The sequence below is a fragment of the Treponema sp. OMZ 906 genome, assembly GCF_024181185.1.
Taxonomy (GTDB): Bacteria; Spirochaetota; Spirochaetia; order Treponematales; family Treponemataceae; genus Treponema.
The window spans coordinates 618493-636939 of the sequence record NZ_CP051196.1 but is presented as its reverse complement, the minus strand read 5'-3'; the positions used below and the strand labels follow the sequence as shown (position 1 = coordinate 636939).

16 protein-coding genes and 1 pseudogene are annotated in these 18447 nt (G+C 42.1%); 9 read left to right on the top strand and 8 right to left on the bottom strand.

What is annotated here, in order from left to right; translation table 11 throughout:
* Positions 1-67: 67 nt before the first annotated feature.
* The 8 genes from E4N69_RS02770 to E4N69_RS02735 form a co-directional block, all read right to left on the bottom strand.
* Positions 68-847 carry an ABC transporter ATP-binding protein gene (locus tag E4N69_RS02770; RefSeq protein WP_253824416.1) on the bottom strand — a complete coding sequence of 260 codons (780 nt, stop codon included), beginning with the start codon at positions 845-847 and terminating at the stop codon, positions 68-70.
* 10 nt (positions 848-857) lie between these two features.
* Positions 858-1643, bottom strand: coding sequence for an ATP-binding cassette domain-containing protein (locus tag E4N69_RS02765; protein WP_253824415.1), 786 nt, complete (start codon positions 1641-1643; stop codon positions 858-860).
* Complete coding sequence (locus tag E4N69_RS02760; RefSeq protein WP_253824414.1) at positions 1640-2470, bottom strand: ABC transporter permease; 831 nt, start codon at positions 2468-2470, stop codon at positions 1640-1642. Before E4N69_RS02760 ends, E4N69_RS02765 begins: the two co-directional genes overlap by 4 nt.
* Positions 2460-3404, bottom strand: coding sequence for an ABC transporter permease (locus E4N69_RS02755; protein ID WP_253715099.1), 945 nt, complete (start codon positions 3402-3404; stop codon positions 2460-2462). The genes E4N69_RS02760 and E4N69_RS02755 overlap by 11 nt, the downstream gene beginning before the upstream one ends.
* A gap of 151 nt (positions 3405-3555) precedes the next feature.
* Entirely contained in the window at positions 3556-5103 is a 1548-nt protein-coding gene (locus E4N69_RS02750) for an ABC transporter substrate-binding protein (RefSeq protein WP_253824413.1), read from the bottom strand.
* Positions 5104-5241: 138 nt separating this feature from the next.
* Positions 5242-6138 carry a helix-turn-helix transcriptional regulator gene (locus E4N69_RS02745; protein WP_253824412.1) on the bottom strand — a complete coding sequence of 299 codons (897 nt, stop codon included), beginning with the start codon at positions 6136-6138 and terminating at the stop codon, positions 5242-5244.
* Between the two features lie 245 nt (positions 6139-6383).
* Positions 6384-7178 carry a DUF4261 domain-containing protein gene (locus E4N69_RS02740; RefSeq protein WP_253824411.1) on the bottom strand — a complete coding sequence of 265 codons (795 nt, stop codon included), beginning with the start codon at positions 7176-7178 and terminating at the stop codon, positions 6384-6386.
* Positions 7179-7329: 151 nt separating this feature from the next.
* Positions 7330-7590 (bottom strand): exodeoxyribonuclease VII large subunit, encoded by a 261-nt coding sequence (locus E4N69_RS02735; protein ID WP_253824410.1) that lies wholly within the window; start codon positions 7588-7590, stop codon positions 7330-7332.
* Positions 7591-7677: 87 nt separating this feature from the next.
* On the opposite strand from E4N69_RS02735, the gene E4N69_RS02730 reads away from it, so the two are divergent.
* The 9 genes and pseudogenes from E4N69_RS02730 (at position 7678) to E4N69_RS02690 (ending at position 18426) form a co-directional block, all read left to right on the top strand.
* Positions 7678-8496, top strand: coding sequence for a PilZ domain-containing protein (locus E4N69_RS02730; RefSeq protein ID WP_162662500.1), 819 nt, complete (start codon positions 7678-7680; stop codon positions 8494-8496).
* Positions 8497-8547: 51 nt separating this feature from the next.
* Positions 8548-9690 carry a tetratricopeptide repeat protein gene (locus E4N69_RS02725; protein ID WP_253715094.1) on the top strand — a complete coding sequence of 381 codons (1143 nt, stop codon included), beginning with the start codon at positions 8548-8550 and terminating at the stop codon, positions 9688-9690.
* 84 nt (positions 9691-9774) lie between these two features.
* On the top strand, positions 9775-10884 hold the full coding sequence (locus E4N69_RS02720) for a D-alanine--D-alanine ligase family protein (RefSeq protein ID WP_253715093.1): 1110 nt from the start codon (positions 9775-9777) through the stop codon (positions 10882-10884).
* Between the two features lie 135 nt (positions 10885-11019).
* Positions 11020-12513, top strand: coding sequence for a glycerol kinase GlpK (gene glpK / locus E4N69_RS02715; RefSeq protein ID WP_253824409.1), 1494 nt, complete (start codon positions 11020-11022; stop codon positions 12511-12513).
* 352 nt (positions 12514-12865) lie between these two features.
* Complete coding sequence (locus E4N69_RS02710; protein ID WP_253824408.1) at positions 12866-14413, top strand: NAD(P)/FAD-dependent oxidoreductase; 1548 nt, start codon at positions 12866-12868, stop codon at positions 14411-14413.
* A 14-nt stretch (positions 14414-14427) separates the two neighbouring features.
* On the top strand, positions 14428-15675 hold the full coding sequence (locus E4N69_RS02705; RefSeq protein ID WP_253824407.1) for an NAD(P)/FAD-dependent oxidoreductase: 1248 nt from the start codon (positions 14428-14430) through the stop codon (positions 15673-15675).
* Between the two features lie 117 nt (positions 15676-15792).
* Positions 15793-16365, top strand: a complete 573-nt coding sequence (locus tag E4N69_RS02700) for an SAP domain-containing protein (RefSeq protein WP_253824406.1) — start codon at positions 15793-15795, stop codon at positions 16363-16365.
* Positions 16366-16582: 217 nt separating this feature from the next.
* Positions 16583-16687: pseudogene (locus tag E4N69_RS02695) on the top strand (integron integrase); the annotation flags it as partial.
* Between the two features lie 206 nt (positions 16688-16893).
* The gene (locus E4N69_RS02690; protein WP_253824405.1) at positions 16894-18426 is read left to right on the top strand and encodes a protein kinase domain-containing protein; all 1533 of its coding nucleotides are present in this window, start codon (positions 16894-16896) and stop codon (positions 18424-18426) included.
* The last annotated feature ends 21 nt before the right edge of the window (positions 18427-18447 follow it).

Sequence of the window (18447 nt, the reverse complement as noted above, 5' to 3'; positions counted from 1 at the left end):
CCAAATTACAATAGGAAACCTCTAAAAACTTCCGTTAGATTTTTAGAGATGCCCAATAGAACTCTTTTTAGTTCAAATGTAAGTTTCTGCTTTTCAATAAAGCTGCCGTATACTCGTGTGCCGGATGAGCAAATACTTCTTTGCATACGCCCGATTCGACAATGCTGCCTGCCCGCATAACAATCAAATAATCACAGAAATATTCGATTACATTGAGATCATGCGAAATCAAAATTAACGTCAGTTTATACTTTTCTTTTAGCTTTGAGAGTAGCGACAAGATTTGCGCCTGAACGGCAACATCAAGCATCGAAGTAGGTTCGTCAAGAATCAGAATTTCCGGTTTTATAATGACCGCTCTGATAATGCAAATACGCTGTAGCTGACCGCCTGAAAAACAATACGGAAGTCTATCCAATTCGTCGTATGCAATTCCGGCATCTTTACATAACGACTCCAATTCCTTCAAAAACGCCTGCTTTGAAGCAAAGCGCTCCTTATGGAGCGTATACATTTCTTCCAAACTGCGCCGTACCGTAAAATCCGGATCCAGCGCCGATTCGGGATTTTGCTGCACTGCTTGTATGGTGCGGAAAAATTCTTTTTTGCAGCCGTATGCACAAACCGGCCTACCGTGTATCAAAACGATTCCGCTATCGGGTTTTATTAAATTAAGAATACAGCGTGAAAGTGTCGTTTTGCCGCAGCCGCTTTCTCCGGTGATGCCGGTGGCGGAAAAAGGTGCAATACTGCAATCGATATTTTTTAAAATAGAAGCGGATACCCCGACTATTGTATTGCTGCGGAATGATTTTGAAAGAGCGCTGCATTGGAGAATATATTCCATACTATCGCCTTCACATAAGATTTTGCGGCATCGCTGCCATCAAAGAACGAAAATAAGAAGAACGGCGGTCTTTGAATACCGATTGCGTTTCTCCTTCTTCTACAATTGCCCCGTTATACATAAGCGCGCAGCGGTGAGAAAGTTTGTGCGCAAGTTCCAAATCATGCGTTATAAAAATAATTGCAATATGCTCCGTATCGTAAATCGACTTAATCAGCGCAGCGTATTCGTTCCGCAACATCATATCCATTCCGCGGGTCGGTTCGTCAAGAATCAGTACGGAAGGTTTACACGAAAGGCCGAGCGCAGTTAAAACGCGGTGCTGCATCCCGCCGCTTAATTGAAACGGATATAGATTTAATACATCCCGATTAAGCGACACACTTTTCAGTAATGCACAAGAACGGGAATATACTTCATCCGCCGTTTTACAAATTTTATGAACCGTAATCGGTACGGCAAGTTGACTTTTAATCTTTAACAGCGGGTTTAAAGAGTCCGCAGAAATTTGCGGCACCAATGCTATTTCTTTTCCGCGAATGGTGTTATATTCCTTTTCCGTTAAACCGGAAATCGCTTTACCTTTATAAAAAATGCTACCTTCGGTTATTGCATTTGAAGGCAGCATCCCCAGAATGCTTGCTGCAAGAACAGACTTACCGCTGCCTGTTTCTCCCATAATCGCAAATATTTCATTTTTAACAGTTAAAGAAATATTTTTTATAATCCGTTTTTTTTCTTCTCCGACTACAAAATCGACTGTCAGCGCACGTATGCTTAAAACGGCATCCGTCATATCTTTCTCCTGATATCCCGTGCGTACTGCATAAAATTTTGAACGGCTTCGGATAAATCGGCAAAGATGAGGATAACAGAGAATTGAAATAATCCCGGACAAACCATCAGCCACGGCGCATAATTGATAAACCGAATAGATTCTTTTAACATCAAGCCTATTTCCGGATGAGGCGGCTGCACACCGAAACCCAAAAATGAATATGCGGAAATGCCGATAATGATGTGTCCCAAGATGAGCGGGAACGTCGGTAAAAGCAGCATAAACGCAGGCTTTAAAAGATGCCTCGTTACGATAAACAAATCGGAAGCGCCGATAATTTTTAATCCCGTAACAAAATCGCTGTGCCGCAGTATCATTATTTCGCTTCTGACTACCTTTATATTAAATATCATACCGAAAACAATCGATAAGACGATTAAAATAAAAACGGAATTTCCGAAAACAGCGGAGAAAAAGATAACGGCGGCAATCATCGGAAACGATAGAATGATATTGCAAAGATAATACAGTATTTCGTCGAACAGTCCGCCGTAATATCCTGCAAAAAGGCCGATTATCCCACCTAATAAAAAACTGAAAACCTGAGCAGTGAGCGCAATAAAAAAAGTGTATTTGAACCCTTGCAGCGTCCTTAAAAAAACATCCCGACCGAAATCGTCCGTACCGAATAGATGCCGTATCGACGGCGGCAAAAATCTGTGTTCCAATGAGGCATGTATTTCCGGAGCAGCTGCAATATCGGATAATACCACTGCCGTAAGAACGGCAAAGCTCAATATCGAATAGACGATAATACGAACTTTGCAATTCTTTTTAGTTTTCATAAATACCTCGTCTGTCGATTATAAGATATACCATCTCTGCAAAGAAGTTTAAAAGATTGATAAAAAGTCCCAACAAAAAAAGTGTTCCTGCGATAACGGGGTAATCTTTTACATTGAGCGCTTCGGCAAGCATCAGCCCCAAACCGGGAATAGAAAAGATATTTTCGATTAAAATTGCCCCGCCGATAAATCCGCTAAAATCGATGCAGGCTACTGCAATTGCAGGGGCTGCGATATTTTTAAGCACGTGCCTTATAAAAATGATCTTTTGCGGAATGCCGAGCGCTCCCGCTAAGATGATAAACGACTTACTTAACACCGCTTGAGTTTTACTTTGGATAACGCAGGTTAAATTGGAAAACGACATAATGCCCAGTAAAAAAGCAGGAACTATTAAACTTTTTATTCCGTGATAACCTATTGTAGGAATAACAGGAATATAATTCGCAATAAACCAAACCAAAATAACGGCAATCCAAAATGACGGTATCGACATACAAATGATACGCCACCGCTGCAAAAAGAAACGGCACAGTATATTTTCTTTTACCGATGCGAGCACTCCGATCGGAATACCCAATGCCGAATAAATCAGCAGGCTTAACAATGCGAGTTTAAAAGTAACCGAAAAACGTTTTATAAAAATGCCGGAAACCGGTTTATTTGTCAAATACGATGTACCGAGATCTCCTTTTAATAAACTGCATAACCAATGCGCATACAGCCTGCCGAACGGTTTATTGAGTCCGAGCTTTTTGCCGTATACGTCTACTGTTTTGTCGCTTATAAAGCCCCGTGCATTTTTTGCATTCAGCAACAACTTTTCTGCGCTGCCGGGCGCAAAATAAATTACGGAAAAACTTAAAAAAGACAGCAACAGTACCGTCGGTATAATCATAATTAATTTTCTGATAAATACATGTAACGGACTCATAAAACGTTTTTTCCTTTTATGAGCATCTTTCAAAAACTACAAGTTTATCGCTTATCCTGTAAGAAAGTAATCATCATATTCGCTAACACGGATCTGCGAATCAGTGCTTTTAGAGATGCTCTTGCATTTTCCAATCGGCAGCGCTGCACCACTACCGTTTTTCGGTACGGAGTTTGACGCCGCTTAAATCGATGCGGTATACGTTCCCGTTAAACCGGAAGCCTTCAAAACGCGGATTAAAAATTGCCATGCGGGAACTGGTACATAACGGTAGGGTTACGCACTGCTCGTATTGTTCTTTCCATAATGCTCCCGCGTAGGTTTTAATTTGTTCTTCGGTTGCCGATTCGACCAAAGCGCGCGCCGCTTCCACAGACTTTGCATTAATGGCATAGCTTAATCCGTAGTCGGTATAATTATCATCAAATCCAAAATAGGTTACGGTACCGATGATCGGTTCATACCACGGATGAGAAACAGCCAAGTCATAATTGCCGGTTTTAAAATGCTCCCTCATTGCTTCACCGGTAACCTGAATAATTTCGCAATCTATTCTGAGTTTATGCAATTCCGATTTTATAAAAACGGCCAAATCGCGTTGGTAATCTTCTTTTGAAGAAATTAAAAATTTTAACGAAACTTTTTTTCCGTCTTTTTCGAGTACACCGTCGTTATCGCTGTCCCGATAACCCGCTTCGGCAAGCAGCGTCTTTGAAAACTCCGGATTATAGGTATATGGTTTTTCGTTTTGAGGTCCATCGGTAAATGCAGGGTTAAATTGATGTCCCGATGCCTGAGGTATGCCGAAAAAAACGGTATCAACGAGCGCCTGTCGGTTTATTCCGTATTCCAGCGCTTCGCGCAACGCTTTATCGCTGCAAAAACCTTCTTTCCAATTAAAGCTGATAGTCATAAGTGAAGTAAAAGCGTCTTTCGGTTCTTCAAAAAAGCTCATCTTTTTTGCCTTTATTAAATCATCGATTAACGGATACTGTATCGAAAGATAATGCTCACTTATGCCAAGCACGTCGATTTGCCCTGACGAAAGAGCCGAATTCCGTGCATTGTCGTCGGTGATCACAAGCCACTCTACTTGCGGAATTGAAGGCGCTGCCGCTTTATTCCAGTAGTTCTCATTCTTTATCAAAGAAGCCGACTGGCCTTCGTCGTATTCTTTCAAAATATATGCGCCGGTTCCAATAAAATCGGTAATGTTTAACGCTTCATCAACTCCGTTTTCTTTTATCGCTGTTACCAACGCAAGATCCTGCGGCAGAAAATAATACGGAGCAGTCAAGCTGATCTTTAAATGCGTCGTATCCGTTATGCTGACCTCTTTCAACAGAGATGAAAATACGCAGTACGTTATCGGCGCAACGTTTTCGATATCCCATTTTACGGTTTGCGCGGTAAGCGGAGTTCCATCGGAAAAAAGAATATCATCCCGTATGGTAAGATGGTATTCCGTTGCCGTATCGTTCCGCGTCCATTCGGTAATGATATTGGGAAGCGGTTTGTAATCGAGTGTCATTTGCAAAAGCGTATCAAATACCAACGTCGAGCCTTCAAGCGACCGTTTAAAATCCTTTATGGCGCCTATTTTCAGCACGGTCTGTTCCGTATCCGTGGGTGTTTCGCTTTTTACCGTACATGAGATTAGCAGCACAATTGAAAGAATCCCCAATAGCAAGCGTTTCATAGAAGTTATACCGTCCTTAAAACATATAAATAGAAGTTAGTTTCAACTTACTATACGCAAAATGATTTTTCTTTCCACTCCATTTTGGGCGAAAATACTCCATTTTGATATTTTTTTTGAAAAATACTTTTGAAGATTCTATGAATTTTTATCGTCTTTAGCAGGGTTCGTAAGGGTGTTTCTGTACTGCAGCGGTGTTTGCCCGTATATGGACTTAAAGGCATCGGAGAATTTACTCGCATTTGCATAACCCAAATCAGCCGCTATCTCCGCTATTTTTTTGTTTGTAGAAGAAATATAAAACGCTCCCGTTTTTAGTTTATATTTTTTTAGATAGGAATACGGGCTGTCGCCGTATATTTGTCTGAACAATTTTTGAAAAATCGTGTAACTTATTCCTTCCGTTTTTACAAGCTGTTGAAATGAAATATTCTTATCAAGGTTATCGGCAATAAAGGCATGAATTTTTTTTACCTTATTGATATTATAGCCTGAAAAAAATTCTGCCGTCCGGTATGCCGATAGACCAAGCCTGTTCAAATAATGAAGAATTTCAAGTATTTTAATTTGAAAATAAATATGATCGTGCATATCCGTGTTTACATATAACGCATCTAAAATTTTTGTAATTTCCGATTCCGGTTTCAGTTTATACCATCCGTTTTTTAAATCCAATTTTGCACAAATCTTATTAATATCGATATCAAAGATTTCCGTTACGGCGGTAAATTTTTCATCCAGTTCATCGAGAAAAAATAAAATGCTTACTCCTTTGTAAATCCTCAGTGGAAAATATGTTTTTAACAGTGCAAGTTTTTCGTAATTAATTGCCGCTTCTTTTTCGCCTAAATATGAAAAAGATTTATTTTCAAATTCACCTTCCAAAATACCGTGTTTGCAATAATCAATTCTAAATACATTACGCGGTTTTCCGAGAAGAAAATATACTTCATCGGTTTCTGTATCATAAAATTCAAGATTAACGCCCTTATACAATTGTATCACAGCTGTTTTATATTCGGCAGTTTTATTCATTTATTTTCCTCATGCTTCAAACCACATCTTTTCATTAAACCACATCTTTTCATTCCGAAATGCTTACGTTATTCATGCGGAGGTTTTCATACCCGCCGTTCCTTAACCGCCTCTGGACGGCATCGACTGTCGATTACATAGATTGGCCGTGAGGTTGGCTATTACGGCGATATTACTTTAAAGTAGGGGAAGAACACACAAAGGCTTCTCTATGTTGATTACCGGACAGAAAGAAATACAGTAATCTATAATTCTATTTTTAATGATGTGCCCTCCAAATAAATTGCTTCCGATTCTGTGATTTTAATTTTCTGTTCTTCGGTAAATCCTATGGTTTCTCCGTGGTGCAGCGTTACATCTTGCTGTAAAACATACTCAAGGACAGATAATAGAAAATCATATACTTCACTGCCTTTCATATCTGCATCGATTATTTCTATCTCGGATTTACCGAACTCTTTCATCCCATACGTATAAACACTGCTTTTCTCATCGCCATTGATAATCCCGATATACACCCACAGCTGAATCGGTAACATATCCTCCAATAAAAAATGAGCAAAATCAAGATAAAGCTTTTTTGGGAGTAACAGTGTCGATGAGCCTTGATATACCCCTATTGCCGTTTCACACGTTCTCAAAATAGAAGCATTCACTTTAGTTAATAGAGAGTACCTTTCCACTGCCGAGGTATTGCCGGCTAAAAGCGAGACTATTGCATGCTGTGTATGTTCTTTTACCTCTTTCTCAGCATCTTTCCAAAGGTAAGAATAGCTGTACATGGATTCAAATTCCTCAGCGGGTATCGGCGCAGGCATCAACGCAATGACTACACGTTCTTCGCCGATTTCGAATAAAGCGGTAGTATCATCGCCCTCTATCTGATCAACCGTAAGTCCCCAATATGATTTTAAATCCTCGATAACTTTCTCCAATGAATACCCGCTATCGCCTTTAAACATCGGCATAGATAAAATAAGCGGTGCTTTAACTTCCTTTTTTTTATCTTTCTTGTTGAATGCATTATTTAAGATTCCCATGATATCTCCTTTTTTACTATTATAATTTTTTCTCAATACAATTCTACATATATATTGAACAACCGAACAAAGTGTCAATCTATAATGTTGTTCAATTCGCATTTTCGTTGCACGGTTGTCAATGTCTTTCAGCTGCGCCATTTCAGCGGCATCAACGGGTATTACCGATGGAGACTTCGATTTTGCCGTCGGCAAGCCTAATACGAAGATCACACGCCGCTGCCGCATCCTGTGCGCGGCGAGGTACGAGCTCTGCCTGCCGGTTGTAAACGATAGAATACCCTCTGTTGAGTATTTCCTGTGGGTTTGCCCCTTCAATGCTTCGAGTCAGCCAGGCGAACCGGTGCTTCGTATCGGTCTGAAGTGCCTGCATTGTGTACAGCAGATTTTCTTTTGCATCGTCAAGGCGCATTAAAAGCGGCTGCCCGATGGGTTCCTAACCGAACAGCCGCTCATTCTCACCTTGACCTTTTAACAAAATAAATTTATTATTATAAATATGGGTTTCCTGACGAGCCAACAGGTCAATAAATATTACGATTTTTTCCAAAAGGCAGAAATAACTTTTACGAAAGAAGTTATCCAAGCGATGAATCTTAATGCACAGCAGTCGTCGATACGCTGCGTCGGATCCGAAGGAGGGCCATGGCCATGCGTCATCAACTCTTCTTCGATGATAGGAGCAAAGGTCATCGTACCACAGCACTGCGGAATATATGAAAAAATATGCGAAGGTTCTACGGCTGTCTCTCTGTGGTTCTCTTTTTCGCAAACAAACGGAAAAAGCGATCTTTCGTTTTTTGTTTCTGGGAAAGTTGTAAGTTGTACTCCGTATACCGTGACACCCGATTTACTCTTACTTAGTATTGAATACACGCAGCGCGCTCCTGATGACCTAATTGAAAAATTAGGGCTCCTCGTCGATGCAAAAGCGAATACAACCAAACGCGGCAATGAACGTATCGAATTAAATGCGGAGGCAATGCGAAAGCTCTCGCTGACCAAAAAAGAGACGATTGTCTACATCGAAAACATTCCACGGCGTTGTATCGTGCGAGATATTTCATTTTCCGGCGCAAAGTTTATTATGGCGGGGATTGCCCCATTCCTACTCAATAAAGATTGTGTGCTAAAATTTGATTTTGACGATCCTACTGTCATTGTTGGGTTACGCGGTAAAATCATCAGAGCGGAATTAGTCGAAAAACGAAAAGACCTTATTGCAGTAGCGATGGCGTATAATGCCTCGACCGTACCGCTTGCATATAAAATACGATTGACCCAATATTTTAATCAACAGCGCAAAATCTACCCTTAATCCGACTATAAACATACGCATAATTTTCGTAAGTAATAGGATACATACAATATGGAAAACTCCGATAAGCAGCTCATCTACATCAAAATGCCTGAGGAATATGCTTTAACGGCAAAAATTCCGGGCTTTGATTCATCGATACCGCTTCCGCTTCTTTTAACGGATGAAGGGAAAGATTTTAGACCGGAAACTATTTCAGAAGAGATGATTTTAGCCGGTATGTTGAATGTATTCGCTTATGAACGGGATAATCAACATATTGCATACTATCGAGATATTTTTAAAGAACTACGGCCGAATATTCTCGAAGAGATGACTAATGCCGCAATTCTAAAGATAAAAAATGCCGATTTTGACTTAGCGGAACAGCTACTATTCGCACTTGAAGGGCTGTTTCCGGAAAATATGCAAACAAAACTGAACGTTGCGTTGTTGATGGATGAACGTGCTCGTTTTTATGAACAAGCCGGTGCAGAAGACTATGCCGACTATTATACCGATAAAGCCTTTCAAGCGTATAAAGAGGTGTTGGCTGCCGAACCGCCGTTGCCTGATGCCTTTTTTAATGCCGGTTTTTTCTTTATCCGTCAAAAGAATTTTCCTAAGGCAAAAAGCGTATTCGAGACATATCTGCATATTGAAACGGCACAAGATGAATTAACGGCACACCGTAGGCAAAAGGCTTCCGAGCTCATTGACTGGATAGAAACACAAGCGCTCGATGACGAGCTATTTAAAGGTGCTTTTGATTTTATCCAAATGGGTGAAGAAGAAAAGGCGCTTGAAAAAATACGGGAGTTTTTAGAGCATCACCCTAAAGTATGGAATGCGTGGTTTTTACTCGGTTGGGCATTGCGTCGTCAGGAGCGGTGGAAGGATGCTTCAGAAGCGTTTCTCCATTGCCTGGAGCTTGGCAAAAAGACTCCTAAGGAACTGGCGGTCGCCTATTGTGATATTTGCAATGAACTAGCCATCTGTTTAATGGAGCTCGGTCAATTTGATGAAAGTCGCCGTTGGCTGATGAGCGCACTTGAACAGGAACCGGAGAATATCAAGATTATTTCAAATTTAGGAACTATTTCGTTAAAAGAAGGAAGGACTGAAGAAGCAAAAGCATTTTTTAGAACGGTTCTTGATATTTATCCCGAAGATGCACTCGCCGTTGAAATTTTAAAAAAATTGGAAAATACATAAAAGGGGCCTCTAAAAACTTCCGTTTTTAGAGGTGAGCTTTGCTCACCGGTTTTCCCTTAGATTTAATTTGATGCGGAGTATACTATGAATATAGCGATTATCTATGGTGGAAGGTCAGGCGAACATGAGGTTTCGCTTGTTTCCGCTTCTTTTGTTGTTCGTGCTATCGGCAGTGAACATATCGTACATTTAATCGGCATTACCAAAAACGGCGAATGGTATTTACAACCTGAGTCTCTCTTAGAACATATCCGTAAGGATACATCTGCGGTTTTAACAATAGAGTGCAATAAAGCTGCACGAGTTGCCGTCATCCCGGGCGGGGGCGTTACAGCCGGTTTATCCGTGAACGGACAGCCGATTACAGCGGATGTTGTATTTCCGGTATTGCACGGCAGCTTTGGAGAGGACGGCACTATTCAAGGCTTATTTGAAATGGCTGATCTCCCGTATGTCGGCGGCGGTGTGCTTGCAAGCAGTGCGGCAATGGATAAAGAAAAGACAAAGATAATCTGGCAGCACGAACAGTTGCCGATTGTTCCTTTCCTTTGTGTAAGAAAATTCCAATGGGATAATCCGAAAGAGTGCGAAAGATTTATTGTTCAGGCGGAAAAGGAATTGGAATACCCGTTGTTTATAAAACCGTGCCGGGTCGGTAGTTCCGTCGGCGCCGGTAAAGCGACTAATCGTGCCGAGTTGCTGCAAAAGATACAAGAAGCCTTTCTTTGGGACAGTAAGGTATTGATCGAAGCCTGTATTGCCGCACGCGAAATCGAGTGTTCCGTAACCGGTAACGATGAGTGTGTAGTTTACACTCCGGGAGAAATTATCCCCTCCCATGAATTTTACGATTATGATGCAAAGTATATCGATCCCGACGGTGCACAGCTGAAAATTCCTGCCGATATCGACGATGAACAGCGCCGAGAAATCCGCAATATTGCCGGCAAGGCTTACCAAGCGCTTGATTTAAGCGGCTTAGCGCGCGTTGACTTCTTTATAGATAAAAAAACAAAGAAAATCTATTTGAACGAAGTAAACACCATTCCGGGCTTTACTGCTATTTCCATGTTCCCCAAGATGTGTGAAGCGTCGGGGATGCCGTACCGAGAACTCATCATGCATTTATTTGAACTCGCAATAGATCGATTCAATTCTTCACGACAAATCAGAACCGACTGGAAACTTCGCTGACGGGATATCTTCTAAAAATCTAACCGAGTTTTTAGAAGATGTCTTGGCGTATAATTAAAGCTCATTCAAAATCTACACAAATAAATATCGGTAAAAGAAGAGAAAATGGAATCCGTTTCCATGTAAAGGACTGATATGAAAAAGTATATTTTATCATTCGATCAGGGAACAACCAGTTCCCGTGCTATTTTATTTGATAAAGCCGGTATGATTATCGCTACTGCACAGCAGGAATTCACCCAGATTTTTCCTAAGTCCGGATGGGTGGAACACGATGCTATGGAAATTTGGGGGACTCAGAGCGGTGTTGCCCGGCAAGTATTGGAAGAAACCGGAACGCGCCCCGATGAGGTTGCAGCAATCGGAATTACCAATCAACGCGAAACCACCGTCGTGTGGGATAAGAATACCGGAAAGCCCGTATACAATGCGATTGTGTGGCAATGCCGCCGTACCGCTTCAATCTGCGACGAACTCAAAGCAAAGGGCTGGACGGATACGATACGAAAAAAGACCGGACTTATCATAGACGCCTATTTTTCCGGCACGAAAATAAAATGGATACTTGATAATGTAGCGGGAGCACGCGAGCGGGCGGAACGGGGCGAGCTGCTGTTCGGGAATATCGACACGTGGCTTATCTGGAATTTAACCCGCGGCAAGGTACACGTTACCGACTACAGCAATGCATCCCGCACCATGCTGTTCAATATCAACACCCTGCAATGGGATGATGAAATTCTGACGGAACTGAATATTCCGCGTTCAATGCTGCCGGAGGTAAAACCGTCAAGCTGCGTGTACGGCAAAACCGATGAACGCACCTTCGGCGGCGCGGATATTCCCATTGCAGGAGCCGCGGGAGATCAGCAGGCGGCGCTGTTCGGACAAGCATGCTTCGAAGCGGGCATGGCGAAAAACACTTACGGTACCGGCTGCTTTATGCTGATGAACACCGGCACTGCGCCGATTATCTCGCAGAACGGGTTGTTAACGACCATTGCGTGGGGCATCGGGGATACGGTAACTTATGCGCTTGAGGGAAGCATCTTCGTAGCGGGAGCAGCCGTACAATGGCTGCGGGATCAGTTAAGACTGGTGTACGACGCTGCAGAAACGGAGTATTACGCAGAGCGGGTAGAAGATACCAACGGCGTATACGTTGTGCCCGCCTTTACCGGCCTCGGCGCTCCGTATTGGGATATGTATGCGCGGGGTGCGATCGTGGGTTTAAGCCGCGGCACCAAGCGTGAACACATTGTCCGCGCCACCCTTGAGTCGATTGCCTACGGGACACGGGATGTCCTTTCCGCAATGGAAAAAGATTCCGGCATCACGCTCAAGGCGCTGAAAGTAGATGGAGGCGCGGCGGTCAATAATTTTTTGATGCAGTTCCAAGCCGATATTTTGAATGTACCGGTACACCGTCCGCAGGTGCTGGAAACAACCGCACTCGGCGCCGCATACTTGGCGGGACTGGCAGTCGGCTTTTGGAAAGATATGGAAGAAATTAAACGCAACTGGGCAGTAGACCGCGTATTTAATGCTCAAATGGATGAAGCGGCGCGGACACAGCGCTATGCCGGTTGGCAAAAGGCGATAACGCGCGCCATGGGTTGGGAAGACTAATAGGGGGCGAACGCATCAGATTTTTGAAAATATACGGCGCATCTACTGCGTCGTACGCTGAAAATAAATGCTCAACGTATCAGTACCGCCACGGATGGCGGTGGTTCCATGCAGTAGCGAGTTTGCGTTGCAAACTCGAAGTCCAAAAATATACATGGACGTATATTTTTGGACGTATCTCCGCTTTATTTTCAGCTAGCTCCTTGTATCTACGTCATCTATTTTCAAAAATCATTTCAAGGATGCTTTTGCAGCATTTTCATTATCTATCTGATGCGTTTGACTTTTTGGTGAAAAAGCGATGTGAAATTTTAGATAAAATTTCACATCGTTAAGGAAGATAAAGAAGAATATGTATGATGTGATTATAATCGGAGGCGGCGTTGTCGGCTGCGCTATTGCGCGGGAACTGTCGCAGTACCGGCTGAGCGTTGCATTGCTCGAAAAGCATTCGGAGGTTTGCGAAGGTTCCTCCAAGGCAAACAGCGCTATCGTGCACGGAGGCTTTGATGCAAAACCGGGCACATTAAAAGCCCGCCTCAATGTGCGCGGAAACGAATTGATCCGCCGCCTTGCGCCGCAGCTTCAGTTTCATTTTAAACAGATAGGCTCGTTAGTCGTTGCTTTCTCCGATGAAGATATGGAGGAAGTTAAAAAGCTCTATGAACGGGGCATTGCAAACGGCGTGCCGGAGCTTGAGATTTGGAATCGGGAAAAGACCTTAGCGGAAGAGCCGAACCTTTCGCCCGAAGCGAAGGGAGCACTGTTTTGCGGGACTGCCGGTATCGTGTGTCCCTTTGGAATGACGTATGCCTTTATCGAAAATGCGGTAGAAAACGGCGTTGAGCTGATATGCGATGCCGAGGTAACCGGCATACAAAAAATAGATGAGGATATTCAACATGCGCCAACACAGGAGACCGACGTTCACGCTGTAACTGCGCAAACGTCGGCGCAAGAACATACCTTTTCCGTAACGACATCGCAAGGAGTTTTTACCGCGCGGTATGTTATCAACGCCGCAGGGCTCTATGCGGATAAAATTGCCGCGATGATCGGCGATTACGATTACACTATCAATCCCCGCAAAGGTGAGTACCGTGTGTTGGATAAGGTATGCGGCGATCTGGTACATCACGTTATCTTTCAGGCGCCGACCAAAATGGGCAAGGGTGTTCTGGTGACCCCCACCTATGATAACAACCTTTTGGCAGGGCCGACGGCACAGGACGTTGACGACCGCGAGGATACTTCGACAACGCTTGCCGGTCTGAACAAGATTGACAGTTCCGCAAAAAAATCGGTACCGGCGCTCGACTTCCGAAAAACCATCCGCACCTTTACCGGCGTGCGCGCCCGTCCGAGTACCGGCGACTTTATGATCTATGCTTCAAAGCATGCAAAGAGATTTATCCACGCCGGAGGCATCGAATCTCCCGGATTGAGCTCGGCGCCGGCAATCGCCGAATATGTTGCGGAACTTTTGCAGTATGCAGGAGCGGAGCTGATAAAAAAGCCGCAAGTTGTTAGTGCACGGAAAGGTATCCGTCAGTTTTCTTCCCTTTCCAACGAAGAGCGGGCAGCCCTAATTGCGGAAAATCCGCTCTACGGACGGATCATCTGCCGCTGCGAAACGGTAACGGAGGCGGAAATCGTTGAAGCAATCCGCCGTCCTGCCGGAGCGCGTACCGTTGACGGTGTTAAGCGGCGGATACGTCCCGGAACAGGGCGCTGTCAAGGAGGCTTTTGTACGCCGCGCGTTTTGGAAATCCTCAGCAGGGAATTACAGCTGCCGATGGAAAACATCGCCAAATCGGACAGAGGTACGGAGATCATATTGGGAAGATTAAAGAACACCGCAGAGAGTGAAATCCGCAGCGGTAATTTCCCAAAATCTTAAACGGAAAAAAGAACATGATGAAATATGATGTTGTAGTGATCGGGGGCGGCCCCGCAGGTTTGGCGGCAGCCCTCGCCGCGCGGGAAACCGGCGTAAAAAAAATTCTGATTATCGAACGCGACCGCGAATTGGGCGGCATCCTTAATCAATGTATCCACGCCGGCTTCGGCTTGCATGAATTTAAAGAAGAACTGACCGGGCCGGAATATGCGCAGCGCTTTATTATGCAGACTGCGCAAACGGATATTCAGATAATGCTGAATACGATGGTACTCGATATTTCGCCGGAGCGGGTTATCACTGCGGCCGGGACGGACGGGCTTAAAACCATACAAGCCGGAGCCGTTGTGCTTGCGATGGGGTGCCGCGAACGCACTGCGGGCGCGATTGCCGTAAAAGGGTACCGTCCGGCGGGTGTATATACCGCGGGCATGGCGCAGCGGATGATGAACATGGAAGGCTGCCGCATGGGGCGCGAGGTTGTCATTTACGGCTCCGGCGACATCGGCCTGATTATGGCACGGCGCATGACGCTCGAAGGTGCAAAGGTAAAAGCTGTCGTAGAGATTATGCCGTTTTCGAGCGGGCTCAACCGGAATATCGCTCAATGTTTGGAGGACTACGGTATACCGCTTTTGTTAAGCCATAATATCAGCTTTATCCACGGAAAGAACCGGTTGGAAGGCGTTACCGTTTCGCAAATTGATTCGCATTTTAACGAAATTGAAGGCACGCAAACCTATTACCCCTGCGACACGCTCCTCCTTTCGGTAGGACTGATCCCTGAAAACGAACTTTCGGTAAAAGCCGGAGTTCCGCTCGACCCGATTACTAACGGACCGATGGTTGACAGCGCGATGCAAACGGAGATACCGGGAATATTCGCCTGCGGTAATGTGCTGCATGTACACGACATCGTCGATTTTGTAACACGGGAAAGCAGAATCGCCGGAAAACACGCAGGGCTGTACGCGCTCGGCGCTCTACCCGATTCAGCTTCCGTTCCCTGTATGCCCGGCAAAGGTATCCGCTATGTGATGCCGCGCAAGGTGTTGACGCACATGCCCGACGGAGTGAATCTCTTTATGCGGGTGGATGCCATCTACCAAAACTCAATCGTATCGGTAAAATCGGGAAACACGGTGCTTGCAACAAAACGGATTGCCCGCATGATTCCCTCCGAAATGATCAACATACCGTTGAGCGCCGAAAAGATACGTTCTTTGACAGAACCAATCACCGCAGAAGTTACGGCGCAGTAATAGGGTGCTAGCCGGACGCGGTGCGCACAGAAATCAGGATATCAGTATTGATGATAGTATGATAACCGTTAATGCATACAGTCATACAATAATTACGGTACATAAGCAAAAGACTCTATGACAATACAAGAATTTGAGAATAAATATTGGTACATGAGTGAACTCAAAGCATTAGCAAAATCGCTTAAAATACCTGTTGATTCAAAAATACGAAAGGATCAGCTTGAAAAGATGATTATTCATTTTTTGAAAACCGGAACAGTGAATAAAACGAATTATTATCGAAGTAAAAGCCGGAATAGGGATATATTGAATAGTCATACTTATGTTGAAAATTTTAGCAACAAAAAAGAAACATGGGAATTCATATATAGTGAAATGGATAAACGGATGCCGGGATTACAACCGAAATCAGGGGCAAAATATTGGCTTAATCGATGGATTGAAGATAAACTTTCTCATGGTGAAAAAATAACGTATAATGATGTCATTTGTGAATACATTCGGTTAAACAAAACTGAAGGAAAGCTTCCCCAAATTCCATCCTGTAAATTTAATAACTTCATCAGTGATTATCTGGCAAATGAAAAAAATGCAACAAGAGAAGAGGCATTAGACGCGTGGAATAAGCTAAAAGCTATGAAAGCCAAAAAAGATTATACAACGTGGAAAAAGAATCAACAACCCTGACGCAGAGATAAATATATAGAGAAAATGTAATCTAACCGCTCCAACCGGACAACAGGGGCAAGCCCCGTTGTAGGTTAAGCGAATATTAGACGGATTGCCCAGCAGGTAACTTTTTTTCTTTTAACATTCGATTCATGAGGTTTAATACCTATCGTTCCTCGGCTGCGCTCTGTATCGTAACACAGGATCTTAAAACCGACCACAACCATTTCACATCATTCAAGAGCTTCTCGGTCACAGCGATGCTTCAACCGCTATGGTTTACACCCATGTCCTCAATCGCGGTGGTCTCGGCGTTCAAAGCCCTATCGACCGAATGTGATTTGTCTTTATATCATTTAGTGAAGATAGGCCTAATCTGGCTGTTAGTGATGTGTTCAGGCGAGTATTATGGTAGAAAGATTTAATTTCTTATCTTGTAGCAGTTTATATTGAAAGCGCGTAGTTTTTATGATATTATGAGGAAGGGTCGAAAGAGTGTTATGTGGACTGCCCTTCGGTCAGCAAAATTAAACAGAAAGGAAAAAAATGAATATTGATACAATTGTAAATGATTATATAAAAAAGAATCCAGAAATCGTAACACCACTTGCAAAAATAAATATTGGAAAAAGAATTAATTCAGGTGGTACATCTATTGTGCATGAAGCGGTACTTGAAAATTCAACTTGTAAATTTGCTATTAAACTATTTTTAGAAAATATAAAGGAAAAGGAGTCTTCAGCATATAAAAGATTTAAACAAGCATATATTAACCTTCAGTTAGTACAGAATTCAAATATATTTTTACCGCAAATTTATTTTCATTCACTTCGTATTACGGAAGAATTAATCATACCATTTACAATTATGCCTTTAGCAGAAAATACGCTTGCTTCATTTATAAGAGAAAAAGAAATTGATTTTGAATTATGGATAAAATTATTTAATGAGTTAGGTCAAAAGATAGAAATAATGCATCAATTAAATATTATTCATAGAGATTTAAAACCTCAAAATTTATTTATGTTAAATAAAAAACTATTAATTGGTGATTGTGATATAGCTTCATTTGATAAAAACTATTATATAAAATTAGTGGATACAAAACCTTCTGATAGACTTGGTAATTATTCTTTCTCTGCACCTGAACAAGCTGATAAAAATATTGATGAAATTACACCTGCTGCAGATTGGTATGCATTTGGACAGATAATGTATTGGTTGGTTTGTCAGAAAACCATTAGAGGCTTTCAAACAATAGACCTACATTTTAAGCAATCAATTTTCAACAGTATAGTTGAAAAATTATTGGCACAAGATCCTATTGATAGATTTCAAAACTTTGAGGAAATTCAAAGTTATATTTCTTTATATCAAAATAAACAATCAAAACAAAAAGATATTGAAAAGTATTATTGTCATGCTATTAGAACAACAAATTTGTTTGATGAAATAATTTTTAAATATACATTTGAAGTTAGTTCGTCAAGTCCTTGTATAAAAACAATTTCAAAAAAAGATGAAATTGATGATATCATTCTTTTTCTTCAAAAAAATTGTGATAATTTATCTCTTTGGATTTCACAAGGAAATTCGGATATAGATATAAAAAAAATTACTATTGATTCTGAAAATGAAACTTATTCTTTTGAATGGCATGAAATGAAAATTGAGAGATTAATTATTTTTAGATTGGGTGTTTATCCGGGTGGTTCTCTTATGATGGTAGTTACAAAACCACAACAATCTATCTTGTCTGTATCTGAAAATTCATATGAAGATGAAGAAGTTTGTTATTATAAAGATAAAATAATAACAAGACCCGAATATGATAATGGTTGGGCTATGATTGATGGAAAACGAATGAAAATCAGCAATGAAGATACTAGTATAAAAATACGAACTCTTTTAAAAACTGTGTACTTTATTTCACCGCAAAGCGGTTTATATCAAGAAAATATGGAAATTTTTGAAAAAATACATAAAGATTTTCTAAAAGATAATACTCTTGATGAACAGTATTTTTTTGAGATTTTAAAAAAAGCAAAACGAACAAAAATTCTAAAGATGTATGATTAGAAGAAAACACATAACACCGTT

What these genes read in the sequence shown, in the direction of transcription:
- E4N69_RS02710 (WP_253824408.1), top strand. Translation starts at nt 12,866, where the DNA reads ATGTATGATGTGATTATAATCGGAGGCGGCGTTGTCGGCTGCGCTATT.
- E4N69_RS02725 (WP_253715094.1), top strand. Translation starts at nt 8,548, where the DNA reads ATGGAAAACTCCGATAAGCAGCTCATCTACATCAAAATGCCTGAGGAA.
- E4N69_RS02730 (WP_162662500.1), top strand. Translation starts at nt 7,678, where the DNA reads ATGGGTTTCCTGACGAGCCAACAGGTCAATAAATATTACGATTTTTTC.
- E4N69_RS02760 (WP_253824414.1), bottom strand. Translation starts at nt 2,470, where the DNA reads ATGAAAACTAAAAAGAATTGCAAAGTTCGTATTATCGTCTATTCGATA.
- E4N69_RS02765 (WP_253824415.1), bottom strand. Translation starts at nt 1,643, where the DNA reads ATGACGGATGCCGTTTTAAGCATACGTGCGCTGACAGTCGATTTTGTA.
- E4N69_RS02745 (WP_253824412.1), bottom strand. Translation starts at nt 6,138, where the DNA reads ATGAATAAAACTGCCGAATATAAAACAGCTGTGATACAATTGTATAAG.
- E4N69_RS02720 (WP_253715093.1), top strand. Translation starts at nt 9,775, where the DNA reads ATGAATATAGCGATTATCTATGGTGGAAGGTCAGGCGAACATGAGGTT.
- E4N69_RS02705 (WP_253824407.1), top strand. Translation starts at nt 14,428, where the DNA reads ATGATGAAATATGATGTTGTAGTGATCGGGGGCGGCCCCGCAGGTTTG.
- E4N69_RS02700 (WP_253824406.1), top strand. Translation starts at nt 15,793, where the DNA reads ATGACAATACAAGAATTTGAGAATAAATATTGGTACATGAGTGAACTC.
- E4N69_RS02750 (WP_253824413.1), bottom strand. Translation starts at nt 5,103, where the DNA reads ATGAAACGCTTGCTATTGGGGATTCTTTCAATTGTGCTGCTAATCTCA.
- E4N69_RS02690 (WP_253824405.1), top strand. Translation starts at nt 16,894, where the DNA reads ATGAATATTGATACAATTGTAAATGATTATATAAAAAAGAATCCAGAA.
- E4N69_RS02755 (WP_253715099.1), bottom strand. Translation starts at nt 3,404, where the DNA reads ATGAGTCCGTTACATGTATTTATCAGAAAATTAATTATGATTATACCG.
- E4N69_RS02740 (WP_253824411.1), bottom strand. Translation starts at nt 7,178, where the DNA reads ATGGGAATCTTAAATAATGCATTCAACAAGAAAGATAAAAAAAAGGAA.
- glpK (WP_253824409.1), top strand. Translation starts at nt 11,020, where the DNA reads ATGAAAAAGTATATTTTATCATTCGATCAGGGAACAACCAGTTCCCGT.
- E4N69_RS02735 (WP_253824410.1), bottom strand. Translation starts at nt 7,590, where the DNA reads ATGCGCCTTGACGATGCAAAAGAAAATCTGCTGTACACAATGCAGGCA.
- E4N69_RS02770 (WP_253824416.1), bottom strand. Translation starts at nt 847, where the DNA reads ATGGAATATATTCTCCAATGCAGCGCTCTTTCAAAATCATTCCGCAGC.